The 25,533-nt window shown below is 34.6% G+C and carries 23 protein-coding genes and 1 tRNA gene; 13 read left to right on the top strand and 11 right to left on the bottom strand.

All coding sequences use genetic code 11. The features are described from left to right. Positions 1-12: 12 nt before the first annotated feature. Positions 13-345 (bottom strand): hypothetical protein, encoded by a 333-nt coding sequence (locus IPH52_04775; GenBank protein MBK7054356.1) that lies wholly within the window; start codon positions 343-345, stop codon positions 13-15. A gap of 282 nt (positions 346-627) precedes the next feature. On the opposite strand from IPH52_04775, the gene IPH52_04770 reads away from it, so the two are divergent. Then, positions 628-1,575 carry a hypothetical protein gene (locus IPH52_04770; protein ID MBK7054355.1) on the top strand — a complete coding sequence of 316 codons (948 nt, stop codon included), beginning with the start codon at positions 628-630 and terminating at the stop codon, positions 1,573-1,575. Between the two features lie 11 nt (positions 1,576-1,586). Here IPH52_04770 and IPH52_04765 read toward each other — a convergent pair whose 3' ends face one another. After that, complete coding sequence (locus IPH52_04765; protein ID MBK7054354.1) at positions 1,587-5,411, bottom strand: hypothetical protein; 3,825 nt, start codon at positions 5,409-5,411, stop codon at positions 1,587-1,589. Positions 5,412-5,660: 249 nt separating this feature from the next. Between IPH52_04765 and IPH52_04760 the strand changes: the two genes are divergently transcribed. Continuing rightward, positions 5,661-6,572 (top strand): glycogen-binding domain-containing protein, encoded by a 912-nt coding sequence (locus IPH52_04760; protein ID MBK7054353.1) that lies wholly within the window; start codon positions 5,661-5,663, stop codon positions 6,570-6,572. A gap of 194 nt (positions 6,573-6,766) precedes the next feature. On the opposite strand, the gene IPH52_04755 is transcribed toward IPH52_04760, so the two are convergent. Further along, positions 6,767-7,561, bottom strand: a complete 795-nt coding sequence (locus IPH52_04755; protein ID MBK7054352.1) for a sterol desaturase family protein — start codon at positions 7,559-7,561, stop codon at positions 6,767-6,769. 73 nt (positions 7,562-7,634) lie between these two features. Continuing rightward, positions 7,635-7,958: a (2Fe-2S) ferredoxin domain-containing protein gene (locus tag IPH52_04750; GenBank protein MBK7054351.1), complete on the bottom strand. Its 324-nt coding sequence runs from the start codon at positions 7,956-7,958 to the stop codon at positions 7,635-7,637. Between the two features lie 29 nt (positions 7,959-7,987). Here IPH52_04750 and IPH52_04745 point away from each other — a divergent pair, with 29 nt between their 5' ends. Beyond that, positions 7,988-9,874, top strand: coding sequence for a response regulator (locus IPH52_04745; GenBank protein MBK7054350.1), 1,887 nt, complete (start codon positions 7,988-7,990; stop codon positions 9,872-9,874). Between the two features lies 1 nt (position 9,875). Here IPH52_04745 and IPH52_04740 read toward each other — a convergent pair whose 3' ends face one another. Then, entirely contained in the window at positions 9,876-10,646 is a 771-nt protein-coding gene (locus IPH52_04740; protein ID MBK7054349.1) for an ATP-binding cassette domain-containing protein, read from the bottom strand. Between the two features lie 6 nt (positions 10,647-10,652). After that, on the bottom strand, positions 10,653-12,122 hold the full coding sequence (locus tag IPH52_04735) for an HDOD domain-containing protein (protein MBK7054348.1): 1,470 nt from the start codon (positions 12,120-12,122) through the stop codon (positions 10,653-10,655). A 158-nt stretch (positions 12,123-12,280) separates the two neighbouring features. Between IPH52_04735 and IPH52_04730 the strand changes: the two genes are divergently transcribed. Continuing rightward, positions 12,281-12,511, top strand: coding sequence for a hypothetical protein (locus IPH52_04730; GenBank protein MBK7054347.1), 231 nt, complete (start codon positions 12,281-12,283; stop codon positions 12,509-12,511). Here the strand turns inward: IPH52_04730 and IPH52_04725 are convergent. Continuing rightward, positions 12,479-14,020 carry a hypothetical protein gene (locus IPH52_04725; GenBank protein ID MBK7054346.1) on the bottom strand — a complete coding sequence of 514 codons (1,542 nt, stop codon included), beginning with the start codon at positions 14,018-14,020 and terminating at the stop codon, positions 12,479-12,481. The two genes, IPH52_04730 and IPH52_04725, sit on opposite strands and share 33 nt — an antisense overlap. A 200-nt stretch (positions 14,021-14,220) precedes the next feature. On the opposite strand from IPH52_04725, the gene IPH52_04720 reads away from it, so the two are divergent. Together IPH52_04720 and IPH52_04715 are read left to right on the top strand one after the other, a co-directional pair. Continuing rightward, complete coding sequence (locus tag IPH52_04720; protein MBK7054345.1) at positions 14,221-15,069, top strand: hypothetical protein; 849 nt, start codon at positions 14,221-14,223, stop codon at positions 15,067-15,069. Further along, complete coding sequence (locus tag IPH52_04715; protein ID MBK7054344.1) at positions 15,066-15,677, top strand: hypothetical protein; 612 nt, start codon at positions 15,066-15,068, stop codon at positions 15,675-15,677. The genes IPH52_04720 and IPH52_04715 overlap by 4 nt, the downstream gene beginning before the upstream one ends. 192 nt (positions 15,678-15,869) lie before the next feature. On the opposite strand, the gene IPH52_04710 is transcribed toward IPH52_04715, so the two are convergent. Continuing rightward, positions 15,870-16,181 carry a hypothetical protein gene (locus IPH52_04710; GenBank protein ID MBK7054343.1) on the bottom strand — a complete coding sequence of 104 codons (312 nt, stop codon included), beginning with the start codon at positions 16,179-16,181 and terminating at the stop codon, positions 15,870-15,872. 191 nt (positions 16,182-16,372) lie between these two features. Between IPH52_04710 and IPH52_04705 the strand changes: the two genes are divergently transcribed. From IPH52_04705 to IPH52_04695, 3 genes are all read left to right on the top strand, one after another. Further along, complete coding sequence (locus tag IPH52_04705) at positions 16,373-16,783, top strand: hypothetical protein (protein ID MBK7054342.1); 411 nt, start codon at positions 16,373-16,375, stop codon at positions 16,781-16,783. A gap of 121 nt (positions 16,784-16,904) precedes the next feature. Continuing rightward, positions 16,905-18,128 carry a Crp/Fnr family transcriptional regulator gene (locus tag IPH52_04700; protein ID MBK7054341.1) on the top strand — a complete coding sequence of 408 codons (1,224 nt, stop codon included), beginning with the start codon at positions 16,905-16,907 and terminating at the stop codon, positions 18,126-18,128. A 3-nt stretch (positions 18,129-18,131) separates the two neighbouring features. Next, complete coding sequence (locus IPH52_04695; GenBank protein ID MBK7054340.1) at positions 18,132-19,691, top strand: Ppx/GppA family phosphatase; 1,560 nt, start codon at positions 18,132-18,134, stop codon at positions 19,689-19,691. Here the strand turns inward: IPH52_04695 and IPH52_04690 are convergent. The 3 genes from IPH52_04690 to IPH52_04680 form a co-directional block, all read right to left on the bottom strand. Next, positions 19,688-20,437, bottom strand: coding sequence for a hypothetical protein (locus IPH52_04690; protein MBK7054339.1), 750 nt, complete (start codon positions 20,435-20,437; stop codon positions 19,688-19,690). The genes IPH52_04695 and IPH52_04690 overlap by 4 nt on opposite strands. A 107-nt stretch (positions 20,438-20,544) precedes the next feature. Continuing rightward, a complete protein-coding gene (locus tag IPH52_04685) occupies positions 20,545-21,702 on the bottom strand; it encodes a hypothetical protein (GenBank protein ID MBK7054338.1) in 1,158 nt (385 codons plus the stop codon). Positions 21,703-21,844: 142 nt separating this feature from the next. Then, positions 21,845-21,926, bottom strand: a tRNA-Leu gene (locus IPH52_04680). Between the two features lie 136 nt (positions 21,927-22,062). Between IPH52_04680 and IPH52_04675 the strand changes: the two genes are divergently transcribed. The 4 genes from IPH52_04675 to IPH52_04660 all read left to right on the top strand — a co-directional run bounded on the left by IPH52_04675 (position 22,063) and on the right by IPH52_04660 (position 25,516). Continuing rightward, complete coding sequence (locus tag IPH52_04675; protein ID MBK7054337.1) at positions 22,063-22,485, top strand: FHA domain-containing protein; 423 nt, start codon at positions 22,063-22,065, stop codon at positions 22,483-22,485. Between the two features lie 73 nt (positions 22,486-22,558). Next, entirely contained in the window at positions 22,559-22,900 is a 342-nt protein-coding gene (locus IPH52_04670) for a hypothetical protein (protein ID MBK7054336.1), read from the top strand. A gap of 136 nt (positions 22,901-23,036) precedes the next feature. Next, complete coding sequence (gene sthA, locus IPH52_04665) at positions 23,037-24,428, top strand: Si-specific NAD(P)(+) transhydrogenase (GenBank protein MBK7054335.1); 1,392 nt, start codon at positions 23,037-23,039, stop codon at positions 24,426-24,428. Then, positions 24,425-25,516 (top strand): glycosyltransferase family 4 protein, encoded by a 1,092-nt coding sequence (locus tag IPH52_04660; GenBank protein ID MBK7054334.1) that lies wholly within the window; start codon positions 24,425-24,427, stop codon positions 25,514-25,516. The genes sthA and IPH52_04660 overlap by 4 nt, the downstream gene beginning before the upstream one ends. The last annotated feature ends 17 nt before the right edge of the window (positions 25,517-25,533 follow it).

The raw sequence follows: 25,533 nt of genomic DNA, 5'->3' as shown, positions 1-25,533 counted from the left end.
TTTCTGCCTTCCTTATTGACTGCCAAGACTTGCCCAACTAGCATAGAGTAATTTTACAAAAGCATCAATACCTTCCTTGATGCGAGAATGGGGAACGCTTTTGTTTGCAACAATTTTGAGTTCAACTCGATGGACAAGATTTCGAATGAAAGCTTGCCTGTAAGCGAGAGTTCCAATTTCTAAAAATTCAAATAATACCTTGCTTTCCTTTAACTCTTCTCTCAATGATTCTGAAATAATTGAAATTGCTTCTTCCTTTGAAAGGTATAAACGTTCTACCAATATAACTGCAGCACCTTGGATTAGTTGAATTTGCCTTGGACTTACATTATCACCCGTGCTCATTTTTCAAACTTCATGACTCTCTTTTTAATAATCAATCCTTTTTCGCAAATACTCAGAGTATTTTGCCATGGATTCAAATATCACGTTGTAATGTAACTACTCAGCAAAAAAAGATTGCCACAGAGACACTGAGTAATTTTAAGAAGTTGGTTTAACAAACTACTGTCTATTTTTCAATTTGAAGCTTATGTTTGCGATTTTAAAAAACAACCTTGACATAGTGTTTTTCCATTCCACTTTAGGTTGATTCTAGTAGAAATTCAAAAGAATGTTTGAGGTTGTATGAAAGGAAAGTTCGCAGTTTTAATATTTAACCCTAAAAGTGGCAAAGGAAAAGCTCGAGAAAGAGCAATTGACTTTTCTCAAAAATGGAAAGACATCGTAGGAACAGAAATAAGATTACGTCCAACTTCTTCTCTTGCTGATATTCGAATTGCTGCAAATGAAACCTACAATGATAAAGAGTTACAAATCTTTATGGGTGGCGATGGAACACTTTCGGAATCGATTCAGGGTATTTCCGAGAAACTTAATTTTACTAACCTTACAAAGCCTGTCGCATTTCTTCCCGGCGGAACAGGAAATAGTTTTTTAAGAGACTTTGACATTAAGGATTATCAAACTGCACGAGATATGTTCTTTTTAGCTTTTGAAAAAGAGTCTACTATCAATATTGATTCTGCCATCATTACTTATAACAAAGTTAAATCAGACTTATCCGCAGGTGATGTATCTAAGCGTATTATGTTTAATATTTGGGGAGTAGGACTAATTTCCGATATAACAAAATTAGCAATTAGAATGAGAAAGATAGGATCTATGAATTACACAGTCGCTAGTCTTATTAAACTATTTAGTCATAAGCCCTATGAGCTTAAAACTATAATTGATGGAGTGGAAGAGTTATTGAATTGCAATATGGTGACTGTATCTAACTCTCGATTTACAGGCGGCAAAATGCAAATAGCCCCTCATATACGAGTCAATGACGGCAAGTTATTCCTAATCTCTCCAATGCTAAAAAGTAGATTGGCTTTATTCTCAAATTTTCCTAAAATTTTCAAAGGGGATCATGTAAATCATCCACATATTAAAACAGGTTTTATCAAGAAAATTGAAATTCATCATGATAACCCGCTTATTATGAATGTTGACGGAGAATTAGAAGAAGGATTTAATCCTCGTATGCAAATCCATCCGTCTTATTTTAAAATCTATATGCCGGCTTAAAGGAAGAGATTTTACAATCTCCCCTTTTTAGTATTTTGTAATTCTTTTACAGTATCAATTGTAGGAGAAAGCCAATCGTCTAACAACGGTAATGCGCCATTTGGCTTAGCCTTAAAGACCATATCCTTATTGAAGTTTGCGATTTCTGTTGTGAGACCAATCTTTCTTGCAACTTCAATCGCTTTCCAATAATGCTTTAAAGCTTGCGCTGAGTTTCCTTTGCGCTCATACACTGCGCCAATATTATTGTATACAGCGATTAACACATTATATATCTCTTGGTGTGCGCTTTCTTCTGGTGTTGGTCTTGCTATAACAGATTCTTTTTCTTCAAAGTCTTCTTTAATCTTAATATAATTTCCAAGGCTTGCGTTCAATTGATCTAAATTATAAAATGCATTGGCTCGACCAATCATAACATTACTGTTTAGATAGGTATCATCTTCGCTTAGGTTAGACCATTCATTCAATGCCGCTTCGTAATCAGAGCGCATGTATTCAATCCAACCTTTATAATAGTAAAGTTCTCGCTTTAACTTAGGATCTTTTATATTCAGTTTCAATGCAATGTCAAATTTTTGCATAGCATTGATAAGGTTTCTACGACGATTGCTTTCTTCTTCGGATAATTGCGATAAGCTCTTATCCGGATATACTTTTCTGTCAGGAAATTCTGATATCTTTCCATCTTTAGAAATCAGAGACGATTCCATGAAGGCAATTTTTCCCTTATCAAAATAGATTCTTCCCGGATCACCATTTAATAAGGTTTCATCTTCTTCTCGATTTCCGTAAAAGTCCTTATATTTAGCATAACGCTCTTCTGCATTAGCCAGTAAGTCAATACTTTCGGAATAATTATTTAACCTCATATAATGCTCACCCATTTCCATTACAGACAAATAATGGGCTGGATCATAACTAGCAGCAAATTCAAATTGTTTGAGTGCACGAATAGATTCGCCTTTGTTTATTAAGAATCTTCCTCGTTGGTAATAGCCTTCAGCGAATTCATCTCCTTTGACATCTTCTCCATCTTCGCCCTTCTCCGTTTTGAAGAAAGCGGTATTAAGGAGAAGTTCAACATTATCCTCAAGATCCATATTCGTAACTTGATCTTCCGGATTGATATTGTATTTAATTCTTACCTCAGAAGCATTCAAATCAATGTAGAAAGCAGCCAATTTTGCTAAGACAAAAAGCGATAAGTCGTCTTCTATTCCAAGCGCATTTCGAACTTGTCTATGATGATTCAAAACGAACTGGGGATTCTGATCCCCTTTCCACATTTCAATGTAATTACTGAGTAACCCACCATGACCGATCGCATTGTCTGGAAATTTTTCAACAATCTTATTATAATAGAATACTGATTTCGCGAAGTTCTTTTGATTGTAGTAGACTTTCGCCAAACCAGCAGTAGCCTCTACATTGTTCTCATCTTCGCCATCTGTAAATACTTCTTTAAAATAACTGACGGCAAGATTGTCGTTCTTAAAACTACGAGAAGTTCCCATCGTAGGCTTATTAAAAAGATTTGCAATATTAGAATGAAATTTTCCTAGATTGATATAGGTTTGATTATCATGAATATTTTTTTCTAATCTAGCAACTATATAAGCACCTGCAACCTTTATCTTTCGTTCGACTTGCTTCTTTTGAGCCCCAGAAACAAGAACCATCATATCACCATCTGGAACAACTCTACCGCCAAGGGGTAACTTATCATTATCCCAAGAAGTCTTTGAAGATAATTGTATGTAAGGAACCTCTGTTCTTTCTGTCCAGGATTCCCCCTTCCCATTTTTCTCTGCCCCAAAGTCAGGCTCCACGACCCCAAAGAGCTTTTCAAATGCTTGGTCGTATTCTCCAATTTTGCTGTAAGCAACACCAAATTTATTTAAGTATTCTAAACTGTTTGGTTCGATTTTCTCACCTTTTACAAATGCTGTTTTGGCATCTGCTAATGCACGAGATCTTTCCGTTGAGTCTTTTGCTACACCAGCTTTTTTTATGTATTCAATTCCTTCTTTATAATGTCTTGCGGCTTGAAAAGGGCGAAGAACATATTTATAAGAACTAATTAATCCTACGACTAGTAAAATTCCTGCGGCAGCCATAAGGGCTGTTCGTTTAATTAACTCCCTGCGTCTTAACTCCCCTTCTTTTGTATAGATTGGTTTTGTGGAGATAACAGGGATTCCCCGCTCAGAATATGCGCCCGACTTATCATAAAGATCAACCGGGTATCCAAGTTTTTCAGTCAGATATGCGGCAATATCCTCGGGCTTTTGGGACGACTTAATAAGTTCAACTAATTCTCGTTGCTCTGATTTTGGAAGCTTATCATTTGTAATTACATCGATAACTGTTCTTTTGAGTTTTGGCGGATACTTGAGAATTTCTTGCTGAATGACTGCGAGTTCTTCATCACTCAAATCTTCTTCCGCTTCTTCTTCTTGGGCAAGACTATCTAAGTCTTCATCTAAACTATCGTAGCTTGATTCGGTTGCAGTACCTGCATCATCAATTACATCGAGTGAGCTACTAGTATCCCCGTTTACATCTCCAATTCCACTTCCTAAATCATCAAAGGAAGAGGCGAAGTCATCAACGGTATTCTCTGTTTCAAAATCATGTCCCATTCCAGTGGACTGCTGTATATCTGCAAATGGATCGTCATCAACACCAGAAGAATCAAAAGAGGAAGAGCTATCATAGCTGTCGTCAGTTACAGGTTGACTAGAATCTAAATCTCCAAACATATCGTTTGATGTGCTATCATCAAATCCAGCCAAATCATTAGAGTCACCGAAACCGTCGGAAATAGTTCCTAAATCTCCAAACGAATCCTCGTTAGAGGTAGAATCATTGTCATCGAGCCCAGCAAAAGAATCTTCTTCGCTTAAAGACTCCTTGCCAATATCCGCAAACGGATCATTGTCTTCATTTGTATTACCAATATCTTCATTGAACCCAGAGAAAGGGTCGTCTACAGTTGCTTCCGTAGATTGACCAATAGCCCCAAATGGATCCTCTTCTGTAGATGAGCTAGTATCACTTAAATCAGCAAATGGATCGTCTTCTGAATCCATTCCTATTCCGCCTGGAACAACATCTGCAAATGGATCTGTATCCATTGCATTCGGAACTGAACTTTTGTTGAATGCAGTTCCAACATCCCCAAATGGATCTTCGTCGGAAGCAGCGTCCATACTTCCAAAAGGGTCATCATCGGTATACTCATTGTTCTGCTGACCTAAATCCGGATCATCCATTGCAAACGGATCTTCTTCGATGGAGTCTGTATTCGAATCTTCCAGCTTGTCATCGAAGCCACCAAACGGATCACTCTCTGCTATGGAATCATCTGCTGCGGGCAAGTCATCAAAAGGCTCATCCTGTGCTTCGGAAGAAACAGCAAATGGATCATCTACACCAAATGCGTTTGAATCCTCATCGACTTGAGTGATTGGTGGTGTATCTTGAATTATTTCTTTTTTGGGTGTAACTGACTGTCCGGAGATTAAATCCGGAGCATCATTTAAAAGTTCATCAATATCTACATCATTCTCATCAAAGTATTTCATTTGAGGAGGCGTGGTAGATTCTAAAATGGCATCGTCGGCAAGCTCTATCCCACCCTCGATAGTATCAGGCTCTTCCTTAACCTCGTTTAAAGCTTCGTCTTTATCGGGGATTAATTCAGGCAATCCCTTAATCTTGCGGAGCACTCTCGACATTGGATTAAGAGTTTCATTTCTTATAGGATCTTTATCTAATGGAGATAAAATCTCTGCGATCTTACTGAATTCATCTTTTGTTAGCTTTGCCATATTCGTTCGGTTTATAGTGGGTCATTTCCATTATCGGAAAAGGCGAGCATTTCGATATAATATTTCTCAAATCTCACAAAGTTTAAAAAAAAATTACTTTTTTTCCTTTCATAAGTTCGAAAATGTACATAACTAACTTTAACTCAATTGTTTAATTATTTATCATTGCTACGGATATAAATTTGTGTACTGATTGCATTGAAAGTACTAGACAAAAGAATACGGGAATTATACCTTTAAAAATCGAACATGCCTGAATCCAAAAAAAAGAAAATAAAAATCATCCAGAGAAAACCTTCTCGGAAGAAATATTTACTCCTATTTTTATTCTTATCCTTATTCGGATTTGGCGTCATTGGACAAGACACTGTTGATTGGGTCGGCTCTTATTCCAGCAAGGAATTAGAAGGAACAGAAGAGAAAGTTACCAATAACAAAATCTATTTTTATTGGCAGATTGCTAGCTTAAAGAGAGCCATTCCCCCTCGCTACATTAAAATGATTGATATTGACGCTTACGCAAAGCGTGGACAATTTTTAAATTCAGGAATCCTTTTTACTTACAATGGATTGAAAAACTCAGATGTTTCCATCTGTGGAAATTTTTCTTCTTGGCGTTGCATTCCAATGACAAAGAACAAATTCGGTGTTTTTCATGCACTCATTCCAGCAAATTTTAAGAATAGAAAAGAAGAAGCTGTAGTCTCTTATGAATACAAATTCAAAGTAGATAATCTCTTTGACTTTGATGTCGAAAATTCCAATCGTCACTCAGATGGAGCTGGTTCTTATTACTCCGAATATCTTCTAGAAAATTTTGATTTCGAAAAGCATATCTCGGCTCGTGTAATTTCTGATGAAATGACAGAGGACTTAGATTTCATTACAGTAGAATTCCAAATTTACAAACCAAATGCATCCGTAATTTCTTTAGTGGGAAATTTCAATCAATGGAATCCCGAACATGATTATCTTCAAAAAGATAGAAATGGAATTTTTAAACTCAGAAAAAAACTTCGTCCAGGTGAATATCTATACAACTACATTGTGGACGGAGAAAAGATTTTAGATACCTACAATTCCGAAACTCGCCATCGCGTAGAAACGGATGAACTATCCTCTTATCTCAAAGTAATAGATAATAAATTTTCTTCTCTTTAATTTGTTGAACTAAAAACCAACCTTCCATGACATAGAAATCCGCTTTGTCTTGCGCAGGTTATGGATTTACTTAGTTCTGATCTTACTCTAATATAGAAGCCATGTTCGAGCCGAATTCGGCTTCTATGTGGCTTCTAGGTCAGTTCTATGTTGGTTGTAGGGATATGCCTTCTAATAATGGAGGTATTTATACACTAAGCTTCCATAATAGGCTTTCTAGAAGTTACTTCTTCAAATACTTTATGGTAGTTTGGGTGATTTGTTCCCATGACTCTATCCCAAAAATTGAAATACAAACCGTAGTTACAATTAAAAAATCTATGATGCATATTGTGATGGGTTGAAGTATTGTTCCATTTCCAAAGCCAATGAGTTGTAAAACCCTTCGGATACAATTCAAATCCCAAATGTCCTAACACGTTCATAAATGTCATATACAGTAGAAATGCCAATATCGCCAGAGGATGAATCGGCATGATCACAACAAGAATAGGAACAATCAAAGCTTCAATAACGCTTTCATATGGATGAAAAGAAAACGCTGCCCACGGGGATGGATTTGTTGAATTATGATGAACTTTATGGACATATTTAAAAATGGATTTATGATGCATAAGTCGATGACCCCAATAAAAAAATGTATCATGAATGAGGATAGCCACAATTATGCTCAAAATAAAATATCCAATTCCAAATTCAGAAATATCAGTGTATAAAAATGTAAAACCATATTTCTTTGCCGTAAATACTCCAACGCCTACGAATGCAAAAACTGTCATAGTTATCATTGAATATTTGAATTCATACCAAAGTTTGGATTTATCTGGATAATCCATTTGTGTTCTTTTATACTGCCATTTTTCTCTTTTCCAAATCCAGAAAAAAGAATAAGCAACTCCAGCAAATAAAAGATAGCGAATCGTCATAAGAGAAAAATTAATGAACCAAACTGTAGCTAGTAGTTGAGGTGTAATCGGTGAATTTTCCATGCAAAACCCCTTATTAATTTAAAAACTGCTTCAAAGACAATTCAATATTACTTTAAAAAAAACTAAAAGTAAATTATAATTTTATTCCTAAATTCCCTAAAGCACTCAAAGAATTTTCTTGGATATAGTGTTTAATAAACTGATCCACATCCGATTCCGTTTTCAAGGCAAACCAATCCCCGTCCGGGTAAGCGACTTGGACAGGTCCCAATTCACAACGGTCTAAGCAACCACTCATATTGATTCGAATATTTCTACCCGGTGCAACTTCTTTGATTTTTTGCTTTAAATACTCTCTTATTTTCTTGGAATTATGCTTTCCGCAAGAAACTCGAGCATTTTCGCCTTCTCTAATATTTTCACAAACAAAAATATGCTTTTCATAAAATTGACTCATAGGATACACTGGACTCTCACTTTAATATATTGACTCTAAAACAACTTAAGAACATAAAAATTTCTAATACGATAATGGAAAGTCTGATTCTAAATCAATTTAAAAAGCTAGGCGATCAAAACAAATCGAATTTATTCGATAAAATTTATGAATCCAATTTTTCCAATTTGATTATTGGACTCGTTGCTCTTTTTGTTCTGCATATTCCAATTTTGTATCTAGATTATACTAAATATCGAGACGGGCTTTGGGTTTCAAACCTTGGCTATAAATATATCTTTTTTATGCATGGTTTACTCTATGCATTTTTAACTTTTTCATTTTTTCTATACCTACTCTTTTCAAAAAGAATACCAAGCTGGAATTTTCGAAATTTTTATTGTTACACAATATCCTTTGTGCTTCAGATTTGGTGCGCTTTTTTTTCTGCGATCGATCAAATGCTATTTGGTGATATTTCAATATTTATTATATCTGTTTTCTGCTTACCCGTTTTTTTTAAATTCAAATTCGGTTTAGAATTCATGAAGCTGGGCTTTGCACAAGCATTGTTCATTTTCATAATTCCAATATTTCAAAGTGTTCCAGAGAGAACAGAAGGACTCTGGGTTAACTCTACAGTAGCCGTTATGCTTGCATTTATCGCATCTAGAATCAGCTTTAGTTTTAAAATTCGCGAACTTGCATCTCATGCGATCATATTGCAGCAAAAGGAAGAGCTTACAGCGGAAAAAACAAAAGGAGAAATCGCCACTCAAAACAAAAATGAATTCATTGCAAATATGAGTCATGAGATACAAAGTCAAATGAATGGAGTGATAGGTATTCTACAACTTTTGGATGGCACGAAATTAAGTGAGGAGCAAAAAGAATACGTTACAATTCTTGATTCAAGTGTAAAAAACTTACTTACACTTATAAGCGATATACTTGATTTCACAAGAATGGAAGCAGGCAATACGGAACTAGAACACAACCCATTTGATTTACCACATCTTATAAAAGAAATTTTATCTATTTCATCTAGCATTGCCTCCTTAAATAATAATGTTATAAAATATACTATTTCGCCTGACGTTCCAAAATTCATTTCGGGAGACAGGATTCGATTATCTCAGATACTTTTAAACCTCCTGGCAAATGCAGTGAAGTTCACAAAATCAGGTCGTATAGATTTGAGTGTAGCAATTAAAGAAAAGAAAGATTTCAAACTCATATTAGAATTTGAAGTTAGAGATTCTGGAATAGGAATTCCTGCTTCAAGAATTGATACAATTTTTGAAATGTATACGAAAGGAGAAATTTCTAATTCTAGACAATACAAAGGCTCTGGGCTTGGTCTCGCAATCAGCAAACGCTTAGTTGAAATGATGCATGGCGCTATAGGTGTAAATAGTCTGGAAGGTAAAGGAAGTATTTTTCATTTTACAATTGAAACTGAAGACTGTGACAGTATTCATAAGGATACCGCTTCAAGTGATAATACAATTCCTGAACCGAATAAGCAAGAAGTAAAACTAATTAAGATTCCTTTAAAGATATTATTAGTTGATGATAACGAAATCAATATTAAGCTTGGAAAGAAAGTTTTCGAGAAATTGGGCTACAATGTAAAAACAGCTTACGATGGTATGGAAGCTGTTGAAATCTGCCAAACCAATGATTTTGATATTATTTTCATGGATTTAAGAATGCCAGTTTTGAATGGATTTGAAGCCACAGAGCAAATCAATAAAACAAAAAAACATTCTACTGATAAACCTTTAATTATTGCTTTATCGGCAAATACTAATAATTTTGATCGGGAGAAATGCATTAATCTGGGAATGGTTGACTTTATAACGAAACCCTTAGATGTATCTAGAATTAGAGAATACATTTTTCACATTGTGCAAAAATATAAAATTTCACAATGATTTATTTGATAACATTCGTAAAGTATTGACCGCTTCTCTCTATTAACTCAACCTTTAGATCGTAAGTATTGGATAAATTATCAGATGTAAAAATTTTTTCCTTTAATCCGGATGCAACAATTTCTCCGTCCTTTAGAAGCAGCGCATAATTAAAGTAGTTTGGAATTTCGTCAGTTCTATGAGTAATTAAAATTATCGTTCGCCCATTAAGCTTATATGCCTCTAGCAACGCAAAAAAATCCTCACGCGCGGACAAATCTAGTGACGAGCAGGGTTCATCCAAAATCAAAATTTCTGGATCAGAAATCAAGGCTCGTAATAATAATATTTTTTTCTTTTCTCCAGCGGATAACAAGCTGTAATTTTGATCGGGGTTTTTAATCCACAAGTTTTTTTTTAGAATCAAATCTAACTTTTGTTCTTGAGAAGAATTTAGATCTGAGTATATTCCAATAGAATTTAAAAGTCCCGTCGCAATTACTTCTTTTACAGAGAGATTTCTCTGAACTCTTTCCTCTTGGTAATAGCTTTGCAAAATTCCAATCCTATGTTGAATATTCCTAATTGGAAATTCTCCATAAGTCTTCCCAAAAACTTTCACGATACCAACAGTCGGCCAATGGTAACCAAAAATCAAATTAATAAGAGTTGTTTTGCCTGACCCATTCTTTCCTAAAATCACCCAATTTTGATTAGGCTCAATAGATATATTAATATTTCTTAAAATATATCTATCACTTCGAACGAAGGAAACATTTTTAAGTTCTAGCAATCTATTTTAATAGTGGGATACTTTAAACTGTTGATCTATTTTTTCTAAATACTTATTAAAAACAGCTTCATTATCCAATTTGAAATTTTTCAGAATTTCCTGGTTAATAGTGAAAAAATTAGCTCGATTATCTAATGCATCCAACATCATATTTGCTAGATAAACAATTTCTAGTAAATCTTTGTGCTCAGGAGGCGCAAGAAAAGGTCTGTGATGGAATTCTACAATATGAATCAAATCTTCAGGAAACGACCATTTCTTTAGCAATCGCCCTCCTATATCTGCATGGCTGATTCCGACTGTAAATTCCTCAATTAAAACAGAACTATCTTTCTCTTGCATTTGAAAATTCGTCATTTTATCTACAATCTTCTTATCAAGCGAGAGAATGATTAACTTACCAATATCATGCAGCAAGCCACCGGTTGCAGCCAGGTCAGCGAGTTTATGCTTAGAACTATCCAAGGCTATGACCTTTGCAAAGAAACTACATTTTGCACAATGATCCCATATCTTTTGAACTTTGTCGTAGCGGTTACCCATGATTTTGCGAACACCGGAAACATATAACATATTTTTTATATTCTTTAAACCAACTACTTTGACAGCGGATAATACAGTATTTGCTTTATTGCGAGTAATGAATAAAGATGAATTGGATAGTTTTAATAAGTCTGCACTTAATACTGCATCTTTTTCAATTTCATTCGTTAGAATATTAATATCAGTATCAGGCTTATTACAAAGCATAATAATTTTGCTAACACTTTGTGGTAAAGGAGGCAAGCCTTCAATTTCATTCAGTATTTGCTCATTAAATTTGCTATTGGTTATGATCGGAACGACTTGACCAGGAATTTTAAAATGAGCAATCGTCTTGTCACCTTGAAACTCAATGCGGAAATTATCACGACCGATTCCTGAATTCTTTAAAAGAATTTGGGTTAGAATAAGTCCTAGCCCAGCACTCTCTGTAGAATCAGACATGTCCATAAATGCATCCGATAAATCATTGTATTTCTTTGCAGCTTCTATTCGCTTAAATATTCGTTCTTGCTCTTCTGGTAAAACTGGTGCGTTATTCTCGGCTTGAACATATAAAACATTGTCTTTGATCTTCGCATCAAATTGAATGTAAAAATGCGATTTATCAAGATAGGCTTGTTGGTCTGCCCATTTCATCGTCACTTCATCAGCAAAAATGGCCATCCCTTTTTGGTAATCTTCAGGATTTGAAATATCCAGTTCTTCTCTAATAAAAAAAAGCCTTTTTGCATTCGCCTTACTTGCATTATATAAAATTTCTTTGAGAATTGTAAAAGAGACTTCTAATAAAAATAATTGGTCGAAATATCCCAAAATATGAATAAATAAAACATGGAATTCCTGTAAAACTTTATCGTTCGTATACTTAAAACGAACGGAAATTGGCTGACCCTTTATCAGCTTGGTAACTAAATCATCTATATCCAACATCGTATGTCCTTTGTAATGGCAATGGTAACTAATTGCAAGATTTTTATTTTATCGAGTCAATTTCACTCTGGTTAATTTTTTAAGTGAAACTAGTTTAATTCATTAATCGATTCCAACTTGTCCCATCCATACATACAATTGAAAAAGAGGTAAAAACTATGAATAACTCACTATTTAAGCATCAACCTGAACAAACTGAAGAAAGCCTTACATCTAATCAGGAAGATTTTAATCAAATTAATGCTATGGTCGAAAATCTGTTAGAGTCCTTAAATCAAAATAAAAAGGCAAAACCTAAATCTCGTTCTCGTAAGAAATGGAAAAAGACCTCAAAGCAAAAACAAGCCGTAGAGGATCTAAGGATTCGAGATCTTCCTTTTACTTTCTAGTTCCAGTCTTGGGATATTTTTCTCTGGGTTTAAAGTATAGATAAAGTAAGTAACATTGTTAATTTCTCTTACTTTTTTTTCCAAGGTATACTCTTTCAGAAAATCGTTGAGTTCTGGAAAAGTCTGAAACAAGTCTTTACTTCGTCGAAACGTTCCTTCTTTGTTAAGAACGATTATATCTGGTTTTTCGGCATTGAGACTATGAAGCATATCCAACTTATACTTGTTCATGTTCGGACTATCATTATAAAAAATATATGCTTCTGGATATTTGCTAACTAAATGCATATTCTCATCCATTATAGAATTAAGTGTCACGGAATGATATGCTTCAAAAACTTGAATTTTAGCCGGTTTAATTTTTATTTCAGAATTTATTTTTTTTAACACTTCCAATACTTCAATTTTTTGAGTATCTTTCTTTGTTTGATTAAAATCTGTATAGAGTTCAGTTCCTCTATAAAGCCTCAAAGATCTTGATTGCTGATTTACAACCGTTATCCCGATGATTATAATAATGGAAACCGATCCGAATGAAATCCATTTCTTTTTCTCCGTAGATGCTTTATAAAAAAAATCTAATAAAAGTGTTATCATTAACAATACAGCAAACCATACAGGAAATAAATGATAAGCAAATCCTTTTGCCTGAATTAAATAATTTAAAAGACCGCTAAGTAATATCATAAATGGTCCTACATCTATTTTATTTAAAAGTAACAGATAGAGGTATATACTGATTAGGCAGAAATGAAACAAAGAAAGATGTCCATTGTTTTGGAATTCAGCGATTGGTTCATTGAGTGGTATAAACCAATGAGACGGTGCAAAAGTAAATATATTTCCAACCAATTCAGTTGGCGAAAGAATTTCTAAAGAAATTGAAAGATCTTTGAAATAACTAAGCCAACCTTTAAAAGAGGCAACTAAATTTCCATGAATAATAAAAGGTAGTAATGAAAAAAACAAAACTAAAAATCCACCGACAAAAATGCTCAAGTAAAAGAATGCTGTATCCTTCCATGAAAACTTTGAATTAGTGAGTGAGCGCCACAAAAGAGAAATTAAAATTAATATCAATAAAAGAAAGCCTGTTGGTTTTACCAATGCAGAAAAACAAATATATGTTCCCAGTAAAAATCCATGTAATCTCTGAGATTTGCCCTCTATTATTTTATCGTAAGAAATTAAAGATAGAATCCAAAATGGAAGCATCATAGTTTCTCTTTGGAATGCTCCAAAGTTTGTAGCATTCTCACTAAGAGTAAGACAAAGACTTGCACCGACCAATGCAATAATAACCGCAGTAACTTTTCTCTTGAGATAAATGAATGTTACTCCCGTTAAAAAAACTAACCAGCTAACATCTAGTAGGCGAAAACCCCAAGAGCTATCCCCAAAAACTTTGAGAGCGACCCAGTTTATATAAATTGTCATTGGTAAGTTATAAGTATATATATCTGTGTAAGGCCAGATTCCACGATCAAGTGACCATGCAAAAAACTTCATCAACACCATATCAATGCAATATGCCAAAGACCAATCCAAACTTTGGTATAAGAATCTAGAAGATCTAATTGAAATTATTAGAACTAGGATCGCTAAAAATGCGGTAATAAATTTTTTCATGATTGGTTATTTGAATTATTGAATTCTATTCGATGAGCCGACGCTCAGATTCAATATTTACTTGACCTATACGAATGCAAATGAAAAATATTGAATCAATGTCTCCCCGTCTCTATATTTCCTTTTATATTTCTCTATTAATGCATCTCTCAATTTCTTTGCTGGTCATTTTTCCTTTTAGTCATGCAATGGAATTAATTTGCGGAATTGATGAACCTGTCCTAATAAAAGAAGAAATTTCGAATTGGGAAGAACTTCTGTCTATGGAGTTTTCTACAGAATCTGAATCTGATGCATTAGAAGCAGGTGATAAATCTGGATTTAAGGGCAACTCAAAGGGTGAATCGAATGAGGACAATGCAGATGTTGCGTCTAAACTAGATTTAGATTCCTTGGAAAAAAATGGATGGAAGGATTTAGTCAAGCGCCTAAAAGACACTAAAGGCCTCCGAAAAAATTTTAAAGAAGATTTTGAAAATATTATTAAAGATGGAACTGTTGCAGAGAGTTACATTCGTAGACAACGATCTTATGAAGATATCATTGTTAAAGAAGTTTTTCCTACCATTCATTCGATAGAAAAACCATTTCAAGAAGATATTAAAAACTCTCCTGAAGAGCTGGCTAAATACGAAGAAAGAAATGAAATTATAAAAAAATTTCGAAACGAGATTGAAGATGATAACGAAGCCATTTCTGCAAAGATTACAAAAGACGATCAACTTCTAAAACTTAAACCACCGTTAAAAATTTCAGAAGCTGATAAAAGGAAATACTTTGATAATACACTAATTCTTCCAAAAGAAGAGCAGCTATCCGATTTTATTGAAAAGTTTTTAGGACATGATCCTGATAAAGGTGATTTACCTCTTATGTTCAGAGACTTATACTATCAGAACTTAAAGAAGATTATCTTAAGAACTCTATGAATCTTCTCTCAGAGTTAAAAGGAACAAAAACTGCAACTGAAATCTTATTTACTTTGGAAAACATTTACGAAATTCAATCGAATGCAATTGGACAATTTTTCATAAATGAAAATAACTTAAAACAGTTACCATCAGAACAGAAAAAACAAATTCGAGTTGAAACTCTTCGCCAAACAGTCGAACGTTATGCGCCAATATTAAGAGAGAAGAAGATCAAATCACACGAAGATGCTCTTAAACTCTATCATCGCAAGAAACTCGAAATTATGGATTACCTATTAGCCAATACTCCTGAAAATTATCGAAGATCCGATGCCATTTTTGAAAAAGGAAGAATTTTATGGGATAGAGGAATGAAGACAGGAAGTAATCGTGAAAAAAAAGAAGCAGTTCAAGTTTGGGGGCTAATCGCAAATACCCCAAACTCAGGAGATTTTTTAAACAAGGAAATCTTTCAACAAATGATTCCTTTCATTCAAGAATGGAAAGTTTCCTCCTCTGCCCAAGCAGATATGCAAATTAGTTCCCTTCTAATGATGAGGCTTAGTCCAAGCCTGAATGAAAAAAAACTAAGAGAAGATCGTTTACTTTGGAAGAAAAAAAATTAAGGACTCACCTTACGCAAAGTAATAAAACTATGGAAGTTCTAATGAAATTAAGAATATTCGATAAATCTAATAAATTAATAAAATCAATAGCCCGCCTTATGTTGCGACCCTTATTAGGGAGCAACATTGAGTTCGGGTGTAGCCCCAAATCCAGCGATGGGCACGGCGGGCAGTCACCTTTTGTAAGGTGAGTTAAGGAATTCCAGGAAAGGAACTTTCGTATTTAATTTTGATATCAGGAAAAGAGGTTACAAACTGAATTTTTAAATCAGGAAAGGATGTAACTGATTGCCATTTACCACACGAACTTGGAAAAGAATTTACCATTTGAACCTTTAAGTCCGGAAAGGAGTCAACTACTTGCACTTTTATATCAGGGAAAGAACTCACGATTTGTATTTTACCGAATAGCTTTTTCCCTTTAAATGTGCAGTCACTGCCGACATTACCAGCCGATAATGGGAACAATCCAACTAAAATCAGAATAAATATTTTCATTTTCATAACAAACTCCAATTAAGATTCTACGATTTTTACATTTTTTGTTCGATAATAAAATTGTGTCAAGAGTCTTTGCAATTAATTTAGGATTCATTTTATTGTCTTTTTTTGGTATATGTCAGTCAAGTTTTGCTCAACTTAATTCAGACAATTATACTGAAATATTTAAAACACAAAGACAAAGCCAAGGTGAAATGTATTTTTTGAAGGCTTCGGAGCAGTTTAAAGACGGGAATTATAAAAGTTGCATTGATAAAATAAACGAATTTCTCTTTTTATTTCCGGGACATTCTGCAACTCTGAAATCTCTAAAGCTATTAAGCATTGCCTATAAAAAGAAGGATATGCTAGATGACTCTATTAAAGTTGACTTATTAATATATAGAGAAAATCCCACAACGGAAGATGGACTTACTTCTTATTTGGATGCAGGAAAGAAAATGTTAATGGTTGGTAGATCAAAAGATGGCAAGAAAATTCTAGAAAATGTAAGAAATCAACTATATTCGAGCAAGATTGCTAAAGATGCAGAAATAGAATTGAAGCAAAATCAAATTTTGGAAGAAGATGGATTCCAAATAAAAGAAGAAATGAACAAAGAATAAAAATATTAAGCTAAAATTCAAATAAAACATTGATTCTTATAGAAGGGAAATAATATTTGTAAAGGAAACATATTTATAATAATATTCAAATGATTAATTTTAAAATAAGAGTAACTTATTAATGTCTACACCAAGCTTCCAAATCGTTAACTATACGGCAAATTCTTATATTATTGTAGAAGGTAAGAAGGAAGCGTATAATTTTTATATTGTCCGTGAAGGCAAGGTAAGTGTTGGCCGCGAAAATCCAGTCGTTGGGGAAGATCCAAATCAAGTTGTTGGTCCTGGAGATTTTTTTGGCGTTGTAGCTGCAATGAGCCAACACCCGCAGATTGAGTCGGCAAGAGCGTTGACGAATGTGTCTCTTATTTCGGTAAGCTATGATCAATTTGGCACATTAATTCAACGAAATACTCCTGTTGCCATGAAAATTATTCGTTATTTCTCAATGAAATTACGTCAATTTGACCAAACAATTACTAGGTTATCATTTAGGAATACGGTCAGCGAAGACTTAAATCAATTATACAATATGGGTGAATATTATTTTAGTCAAGGCAACATTGAACATGCCACATATGCCTATCAAAGCTATTTAAAATACCTACCAACTGGTCAATATGTGCCGCAAGTAAAGAAAAAGTTGATGTCTTTAAACCAGCCAATTGCCTTACCACCGATTGATGAAACTAAGTTTAATAGATCCTACGCAGATAACAAAGTAATATTTTGTGAGCATGAACCGGGTCGTGAACTATACATTATTCAAAGTGGTAAAGTTAAAATTTCAAAAATTGTAAATAACAATGAAGTTATGTTAGCAGTCTTACAGACAGGTGATATTTTTGGCGAGATGGCAATTTTAGATAACAAGCCTCGTTCCGCTTCAGCAGTGGCATTCGGATATACAGATGTCCTTGCAATCAATAAGGCAAACTTCGAAGGTATGGTTAAAGCACAACCTCAACTAGCAAGTCGCCTAATTACAATTTTGTCAGAAAGAATCTGGATCGCTTACAAGCAGTTAGCAAATTTAATGATAAAAGATCCGCAAGGTAGAATTGCGGATACACTCTTAACTTTAGCTGAAAAGAACAGAGCGAAAATAATTCCAAAGTCTTTTTATGACTTTGATATTACCGTAAGAGATTTACTTAAAATGGTGGGTCTATCTGATAATCGCGACGAAAAAATTCTATATTCACTATTTGATGCGAATAAATTTCTGAAGATTGATCAAGATAGAATAAAATGCTATGATTTGGCGGAGTTGGAGAAGTTAGTTCAATATTACCGCAAAAAAACAATCATGGATTCTAAAATCGCAAAAGAAAAAATCAGGTAATACATGCAAGAAAGAAATTTAGCGGCGATTGACCTCGGCACTAACTCCTTTCATATTATAATTGTTAAAGTCAATCCAAATGGAACATTTGAGTCTCTAGGAAAGGAAAAAGAATCAGTTCGGTTAGGCAGCGGATCCGGTCCTGATGAAGTGATAACTCCAGATGCAATAGATCGTGGAATCAAATGCTTAAAGAGATTTAAGGGACTTGCTGAAATTCAGAATGCTGAAATTCGTTCCGTAGCAACCAGTGCTCTTAGGGAAGCCAAAAATCGCGAAGTATTCCTAGAAAAGGCAAGAAAAGAATTAGGAATAAATATTGAAGTTGTGAGTGGTTTTGAAGAAGCGCGACTCATTTACTTTGGGATTTTACAAGGTCTACCTGTTTTCGATAAAAAAATCATGCTAATCGATATTGGTGGAGGTAGCACTGAAATATTGATTGGTCAACGGGGCAATGTTGAATTTGCACAAAGTTTAAAAATTGGAGCAATTCGACTCACTGATAAATTCTTTGCAGGGGATCCTGATAATGAATCCGATATAAACCAATGCAAATTATATGTAGAAGGAATGATAGCTCCCTACAAAAGAGAGATCGAGAAACTAGCTCCAGATATTATTATTGGTTCATCAGGGACTGTTCAGGCTATAGCCCAAATGGTTCTCGCTGAGAATAATGAAGAAATGCCTCGCAGCCTTAATAATTTTATTTTCACTTTTGGTAATTTGACAAAAGTAAGAAATACTCTGAATGCTGCAAATACCCTTAAAAAACGCACAAAAGTTCCAGGTCTAGATGTTAAGAGAGCTGATATTATTGTCGCTGGAAGCATTATTCTAGAGCAGATTTTTAAAAGCTTTAATATTAAATCGATGACTGTTTCCGATTACGCCTTGAGAGAAGGAATTATATACGATACTATAAAAAAATGGGAAGGTCGAGACAATAAACAAGATACTGTTAGTTCCTTAGACAATATTCGTTTAAAGGCAATCAATACTTTGTTCAATTCCTTTCCTTATGAGGCGGAGCATGTAAAGAAAGTAAGTAGTCTATCGTTGAAAATATTTGATGACTTACGAAATTTACATAAATGCTCAAGCGAAGAACGGGAATATTTGGAAGCAGCCGCTTTATTGCATGAAATTGGATTTGGTATTTCTCATAGTTCGCATCACAAGCATAGTTATTATATTATTCGCAATTCAGAGTTAATGGTTGGCTTTAACTTTGACGAAATCGAAATTATTGCCTTAATTACTCGGTATCATAGAAAAAGCCCACCAAAGCCCAAACATGCTGAGTTTATTAAGCTTTCACCAGCAAATCAGTTAATCGTCAAGAAGCTAGCCTCCATTCTTAGAATTGCAGATGGACTAGATAGAAGTCATCAAGGTATTGCCGAAGAAGTTAGCTGTGAATTACAAAATGAAGTAGTAGTCTTTAAGGTTAAAGCTAGAAAAGACGTAGATCCACACATCGATATATGGTCAGCCCATCAAAAGAAAGACCTATTCGAGGAGATCTACGGTAAAAAATGTGCTTTTGTTGTAATCTAGAACAGAATTTTGGCAGCTCTCAGAAAAACTACATAGTCTTCTAAAGACATAAATAGATTTGATTTATCACTCAATTCAGAACCAGCAATTATTTTCCCAAGATGTTTACCTGCAATAATAGATAACTTTTTGTTTCCGAAAAGACCAACTATTTTTTCCAGAATAATCACCTCCTCTGGGGTCATATCTTGAATATCTCTTAAATCAATACAACACTGGTTGGTCTCAATCGATCTTAAAAACTCCATATTGAAAGTCTTTTTTACTTGGGGCAAGACATACTTGTAAATTCCTGATTTAAAGGTAATCTTTGTTAAGTTCGGAGCAGGGCTTTCAATGATGATATGACTTTTACGAGATAAAATTTTATCACTTTGGTTTTCTTTCGAAATTTCCATTAGCTCTTTTACCTTATCCAAAAGCCTATGCTTGTCGAGTGGTTGAACTAGATACGCGCTAATTCCTAATTTAAAACCAGTTTCAATATCTGTTCGCTTCTGTTCCTTGAAAATACCTAGAATGGGAATATTCTTAGTATTCACATTCTTTTTAAAAAATTGAACAGCATCAATTAATTCTTTATCGATTCTATTAATTCCGATCATCACCAAGTCGGGAGTTGCAGTTTTTGCATAATCCATTCCCTTTTTGTATTCGGTAGCTTTTATGAAATTATATTTCGCGCTAGACAATAAGCTTTCTGTATTGTCTAGATATTCTGATTCTGAATCTATTGCAATAATCACGTCCACATCCTTTTCCTAAGTTTCATAAAGTTGGCACTTTATATAGTAAAAAGAGATTTTATGCAAGTAGTTTTTTGGTTTATTGAAGAAAATATGCTAAAATCCAATCACTGTGCCTTAATTCCTGGTGACTTAGATTCAAGAGAAGGAGCCGTTGTTTCCGCGGGATTACCAGACTTAATTGAGTTCCCTTTAGAGGAGGGTTGATTTGGATAAATATACGAAGAAGCAAAATAAATAGCAAGACTGATTGTTATACCCATTGTCGCAAGTAATACATCTTTGCCTACTTGCCTGAACGTTTGTAAGTAAGGTTTGTCTTCCTTCGTAATTAAGTGCAATACAATTTCACGACCAGCTAAGAGTCCTAAAAACACCCATGTAGTTGACATCGGAATACTGCTTAGTTTTTGAAATACTAAGAGAACTAAGGCATACGCAATATCAACCAAAGTTGCAGCCTTAGAATAGGCAATATCTGACTTTTCACTGACTACTTCTTGAATTGTTCCCCCGTTCGATAGAATAATCATTCCTATCGCAAATGCAATGATTGAGATTGCAGCAAAAAATTCATAAATTGAAAGCTTTCTCGGAAGAAAAATGGCAATATTTGCAGTATCCTGTAACAACCATGCAATCCAAAGGAAAGCTGTGGACAGCCATTGAAGCTTTGCCCATTTCTTTTCTTTTTTGGGTTTAGGCTCAAAGCCTTTCATGTATTCCTTTTTTGCAAAGAAAGCATGAGTTCCCCAGAATGCCATTGCAAATAAGAAGGCTATTCCATAACCAAGGAATGACTTGTTTAACATTTTTTCAATGTTACTCCCACCAAATAGTCCTAGGATAAGAAATGTTGTTGAAATAGGTGCTTTCAATCGAGTAATAATTACGAGCACTATAGGAGCCAAAAGCTGAAAAATATTAAATTCAGGGGTCTCAGGAAATGTCTTTAAGCGATCAAAATGAATTTCTCCATTGTCACGCACCCAACCATACGCATGAACAACAATTAAGAGCCCACAAAGCATTACCACTTTTGGAACCCAATGAGTCTTTCTTTTACTCTCAATGAAAGTTCCAACAGTTTGAATTGCATCATTGCCCGCAACCGAAAATGCAGCTACACTAAATGCCATCCAACCCAAGAAATAATGTGGAACACCCATTATATAGGAAACTGTGATAATAATTGCTGCAAAAGCAGTAGCCGAAAAAAATTTTACCTGATCCTTTGAGGATGGTTTTGGGTTTGCATGTTTCATAGAATTGCCTTGGAATTTTTTTACCACTTTCTCGGAGCAGAGTTGTTTTCGCTAAACACTCAATCCGATAACTACTCTCATCATTACAATTATTTATTACAAATTAATTACAAAGAAGTTACAAATGGCATTTTACGCATATTGCCGAAGAAGGGACTCGAACCCCCACAGATTGCTCCGCTGGTACCTGAAACCAGTGCGTCTACCAATTCCGCCACTTCGGCTAAGTTGGTTTCAATAGTTTTTTTTTACATCATTTAGTCATTCCCTTTTTAATGAAGAAATCGGATGAAATAGCTTAAGTCAAAAAATTTCCGAAAATGTGTTGAAAAAAAAAATAGCCACTATAGGTTTAGCCCCATGAAATTTCCTCAAGACGACATTGTTATTCTTTCCATTGGAATGACCATTTCTGGAATGATTTTTTTTATATATCGGTACTATAAAAATAGACAAGCAGTAGCAAACCTTTCAATTGCAGCCGGTACGCTAGACGAGCAATTAATGAATTTAAGTAAAGACTTCTACGAAATTGGTCGCGAAGAAAAATCAGAAATGATTCATATTAACTCAAAGAAAGCCAGCCGACAACATGCATTCATCAACAAAAAAATAGGAAAGTTTTATCTTACTGATAATAATTCTACAAATGGCACTTTCGTAAACGACCAAAAGATTCATCCGAACGAGCCATACCCATTAACAAACCAAGATGAAATTAAAATAGGTGGAGTTCTTTTGACGTTTTATGATCAAACTAAACCTAAAAAAGATAGAATTTAATCATGAACCTTGAAGAATGCCATAGGCATCTATAGTATTATAAACTACTATTTAAAATGAGGTTACTCCAGAAATGAAAAACAAAAAAATTATTCTTCTAGCCATATTATTTCTACTTTTCGTAGGATATTTACAAAATAATCTGTATTCTCCGTTGACTCCAAAGGCATCTGCAATTGCACACTTTAAAATAAACTCGAAGATGATTCCAAAGGCTAAGGAAAATTCCACTACTCTTTCTGAATCAGAAATTAAAGACAAGCATGGACGACTAGAGTTAATTCGCTTAACCAATGACTCTTTTTTACGTGGAGTAGTTATAGAGCAAGGAAATGACTATATTAGAGTAGAAACCTCCTCCGGTATACGAAAGATTAGCACAGATCAAGTCGATACTGTTGAGATTATTCAGTAGCTTAAACACTTCTCATAAATAAATTCTGGCAGGCAGAAGCTACGCTGCTTCCAATTTCTTTTAATGAGTCATTTATAAAAATCATTAGAGATAAAACGATTTACACCTATTTTATTTAATACGATGTAGAACAAGTATGCAAATAAAGAACTATGATGTTATCGTAATTGGAACCGGACCGGGCGGGGAAGGTGCCGCGATGAAAGCAGTGAAATCAGGAAAGAGCGTAGCTGTCATCGAAAAATATGATCGCGTTGGGGGAGGTTGCAGTCACTGGGGAACTATTCCCAGCAAGTCCCTACGTCATGCGGCACAGCAATTAGTTGATTTTAAGACGAATCCCCTCTTTGAAAAATATACGAATAATGTTGAATATCCGCATTTAGTAAAAACAGCTGAGTCAGTAATTTCTAAGCAAGTAAAAATGCGCCAGAGTTTTTATGAGCGAAATGATATTGATATCTACTATGGGAGTGCGACTTTTGCTGATAAAAATTCTATCGAGGTCAAAGACTCAAATCATACTTTAGCTCGCCTTGACGCTGATTATTTTGTAATCGCGACAGGCTCGAGACCCTATCATCCAAAGGATATTGATTTCACTCACCCGCGCGTGTTTGATAGCGACACTATTTTAAAATTAAATTACACTCCTCACTCAATTACTATTTACGGTGCAGGTGTCATTGGATGCGAATATGCATCTATTTTTAGAAGCATAGGAACAAAAGTAAATCTAGTAAATACTCGCGATAAGCTCCTCGCTTTTTTAGATGATGAAATTATTGACGCATTGGCTTATCATTTGAGAGAGCAGGGAATTTTAATTCGTCACAATGAAGAATACAATCAAGCCGAGTTAACGGATAATTCCGTTATACTTCATATGAAATCAGGAAAACAAATTAAATCCGAAGTATTTCTATTTGCAAACGGAAGAACTGGAAATTCAAAAGAGCTAGGTTTAGAAAATATTGGAATCAAAGTAAATGCAAGAGAGCAATTAGAAGTAAATGAAAACTACCAGACTAGCTTACCTCATATTTATGCTGTTGGGGATATTATCGGTTATCCGAGTCTCGCCAGTGCCGCTTACGACCAAGGGCGATTTGCCTCTACTCATATTGTAGAAGGAAAATGCGATTTTAAATTAGTCCAGAGTATTCCAACGGGAATCTACACTAGTCCTGAAATTAGCTCCATAGGAAAAACAGAAAAAGAATTAACTGATGAAAAAATTCCCTACGAAGTAGGACATGCTTTATTTAAAAATCTTGCCCGTGCTCAAATCACAGGACGAACAGTTGGAATGCTTAAACTACTATTCCATAGAGAAACTTTGCAGATACTAGGAATTCATTGCTTTGGAAGTGAAGCTTCTGAAATAGTTCATATTGGTCAAGCCATCATGACACAAAAAGATGAGGCTAATACGCTGTTATACTTCATCAACACAACTTTCAATTACCCTACTATGGCAGAAGCATACCGAGTAGCAGCATTGAACGGATACAATCGAATCGCATGAAAAAAATAGGAATTGATACACGCATGATAGAGCACTCTGGAATCGGGGTGCGCATTTTAAATTTAGTTCAATCTTTAGCTAAAGAAAAGCGAGATGGTCTTGAGATTTACCTTTTTGGAAACAAAGAAATTCTAAGCAAATATGAACTAGACAAATCCTTTCCAATTATCGAATACAATGTAAAAGTCTATAGCATTCGAGAATTTTGGGGACATTCCAAAATGAAAGAAATGGATATTTTGGATATTCCCCATTTTAATATTCCGATTCGCTATTTAAAAAAATGCATTGTCACAATACACGATATTATCCCTTACAAGATGAAAGAATTTTTTCCGAGTAAGGCAAAGCAAATCTATATGCATTTGATTTTTTACTTGATTAAGAAATTTAGCAAAAAAGTAATCAGTGTATCGGAATGCACAAAATCAGACTTAGTCGAAGTATTTCATTTTCCAACTGAAAAGATTCAGACAATTTATAACGGACTCAACCAGGAACTATTTAAACCTCATTCCAAAAAAGAATGCAATGACTTCCGCTTAAAGTATAACTTAGAAAATGAATACCTTTTGACTGTAGGAATAGGAAAAGGCCATAAGAACCTGGGCTTTGTAATTAAAACTCTCACTCCACTCTGGTTAGAGGGAAATCTAGATTTGCCGCTTATTCTAGCAGGAGCCGGCGGAAAAATTCCGGAGCATCTAATCGAAATTATCCGTCCTGTAGAAAAATTCATCATTCCATTTCAAAAGATTTCTTATGAAGAATTGCCTTTACTTTATCAAAATGCAAAGATGCTAATTTTTCCTTCTCTCTATGAAGGCTTCGGATTTCCACTTCTAGAAGCGCAGGGTGTCGGCTGTCCGGTATTATCCTCTAATGCTTCTGTAATGCCGGAAGTGCTTCGTGGTTCTGCTTATTTCTTCAACCCTAGAGATGAGAAAAAGTTTCAAGAAGAATTTAGATTGTTCATGCTAAACCCATCTCTATTAAAAACAAAAGTCCCTCTAGGCTATGAAAATGCAAAACGATTTACCTGGAAAAAAGCAGCCGAGCAAACAATGCAAGTCTACAAAGAACTATAAAGTTTTTAGTTTGACAA

The organism is Leptospiraceae bacterium (assembly GCA_016708435.1).
Taxonomy (GTDB): Bacteria; Spirochaetota; Leptospiria; order Leptospirales; family Leptospiraceae; genus UBA2033.
Note: the sequence above shows the minus strand (reverse complement) of the source record. Positions and strands in the feature narration are given on the sequence as shown.

Excerpts from the sequence above, each read along its gene's own strand:
- IPH52_04700 (MBK7054341.1), top strand. The coding sequence starts at position 16,905 with ATGTCTACACCAAGCTTCCAAATCGTTAACTATACGGCAAATTCTTAT.
- IPH52_04755 (MBK7054352.1), bottom strand. The coding sequence starts at position 7,561 with ATGGAAAATTCACCGATTACACCTCAACTACTAGCTACAGTTTGGTTC.
- IPH52_04770 (MBK7054355.1), top strand. The coding sequence starts at position 628 with ATGAAAGGAAAGTTCGCAGTTTTAATATTTAACCCTAAAAGTGGCAAA.
- IPH52_04765 (MBK7054354.1), bottom strand. The coding sequence starts at position 5,411 with ATGGCAAAGCTAACAAAAGATGAATTCAGTAAGATCGCAGAGATTTTA.
- IPH52_04775 (MBK7054356.1), bottom strand. The coding sequence starts at position 345 with ATGAGCACGGGTGATAATGTAAGTCCAAGGCAAATTCAACTAATCCAA.
- IPH52_04685 (MBK7054338.1), bottom strand. The coding sequence starts at position 21,702 with ATGAAACATGCAAACCCAAAACCATCCTCAAAGGATCAGGTAAAATTT.
- IPH52_04735 (MBK7054348.1), bottom strand. The coding sequence starts at position 12,122 with ATGTTGGATATAGATGATTTAGTTACCAAGCTGATAAAGGGTCAGCCA.
- sthA (MBK7054335.1), top strand. The coding sequence starts at position 23,037 with ATGCAAATAAAGAACTATGATGTTATCGTAATTGGAACCGGACCGGGC.
- IPH52_04705 (MBK7054342.1), top strand. The coding sequence starts at position 16,373 with ATGTATTTTTTGAAGGCTTCGGAGCAGTTTAAAGACGGGAATTATAAA.
- IPH52_04670 (MBK7054336.1), top strand. The coding sequence starts at position 22,559 with ATGAAAAACAAAAAAATTATTCTTCTAGCCATATTATTTCTACTTTTC.
- IPH52_04760 (MBK7054353.1), top strand. The coding sequence starts at position 5,661 with ATGCCTGAATCCAAAAAAAAGAAAATAAAAATCATCCAGAGAAAACCT.
- IPH52_04710 (MBK7054343.1), bottom strand. The coding sequence starts at position 16,181 with ATGAAAATGAAAATATTTATTCTGATTTTAGTTGGATTGTTCCCATTA.
- IPH52_04675 (MBK7054337.1), top strand. The coding sequence starts at position 22,063 with ATGAAATTTCCTCAAGACGACATTGTTATTCTTTCCATTGGAATGACC.
- IPH52_04720 (MBK7054345.1), top strand. The coding sequence starts at position 14,221 with ATGAAAAATATTGAATCAATGTCTCCCCGTCTCTATATTTCCTTTTAT.
- IPH52_04730 (MBK7054347.1), top strand. The coding sequence starts at position 12,281 with ATGAATAACTCACTATTTAAGCATCAACCTGAACAAACTGAAGAAAGC.
- IPH52_04695 (MBK7054340.1), top strand. The coding sequence starts at position 18,132 with ATGCAAGAAAGAAATTTAGCGGCGATTGACCTCGGCACTAACTCCTTT.
- IPH52_04660 (MBK7054334.1), top strand. The coding sequence starts at position 24,425 with ATGAAAAAAATAGGAATTGATACACGCATGATAGAGCACTCTGGAATC.
- IPH52_04715 (MBK7054344.1), top strand. The coding sequence starts at position 15,066 with ATGAATCTTCTCTCAGAGTTAAAAGGAACAAAAACTGCAACTGAAATC.
- IPH52_04725 (MBK7054346.1), bottom strand. The coding sequence starts at position 14,020 with ATGAAGTTTTTTGCATGGTCACTTGATCGTGGAATCTGGCCTTACACA.
- IPH52_04750 (MBK7054351.1), bottom strand. The coding sequence starts at position 7,958 with ATGAGTCAATTTTATGAAAAGCATATTTTTGTTTGTGAAAATATTAGA.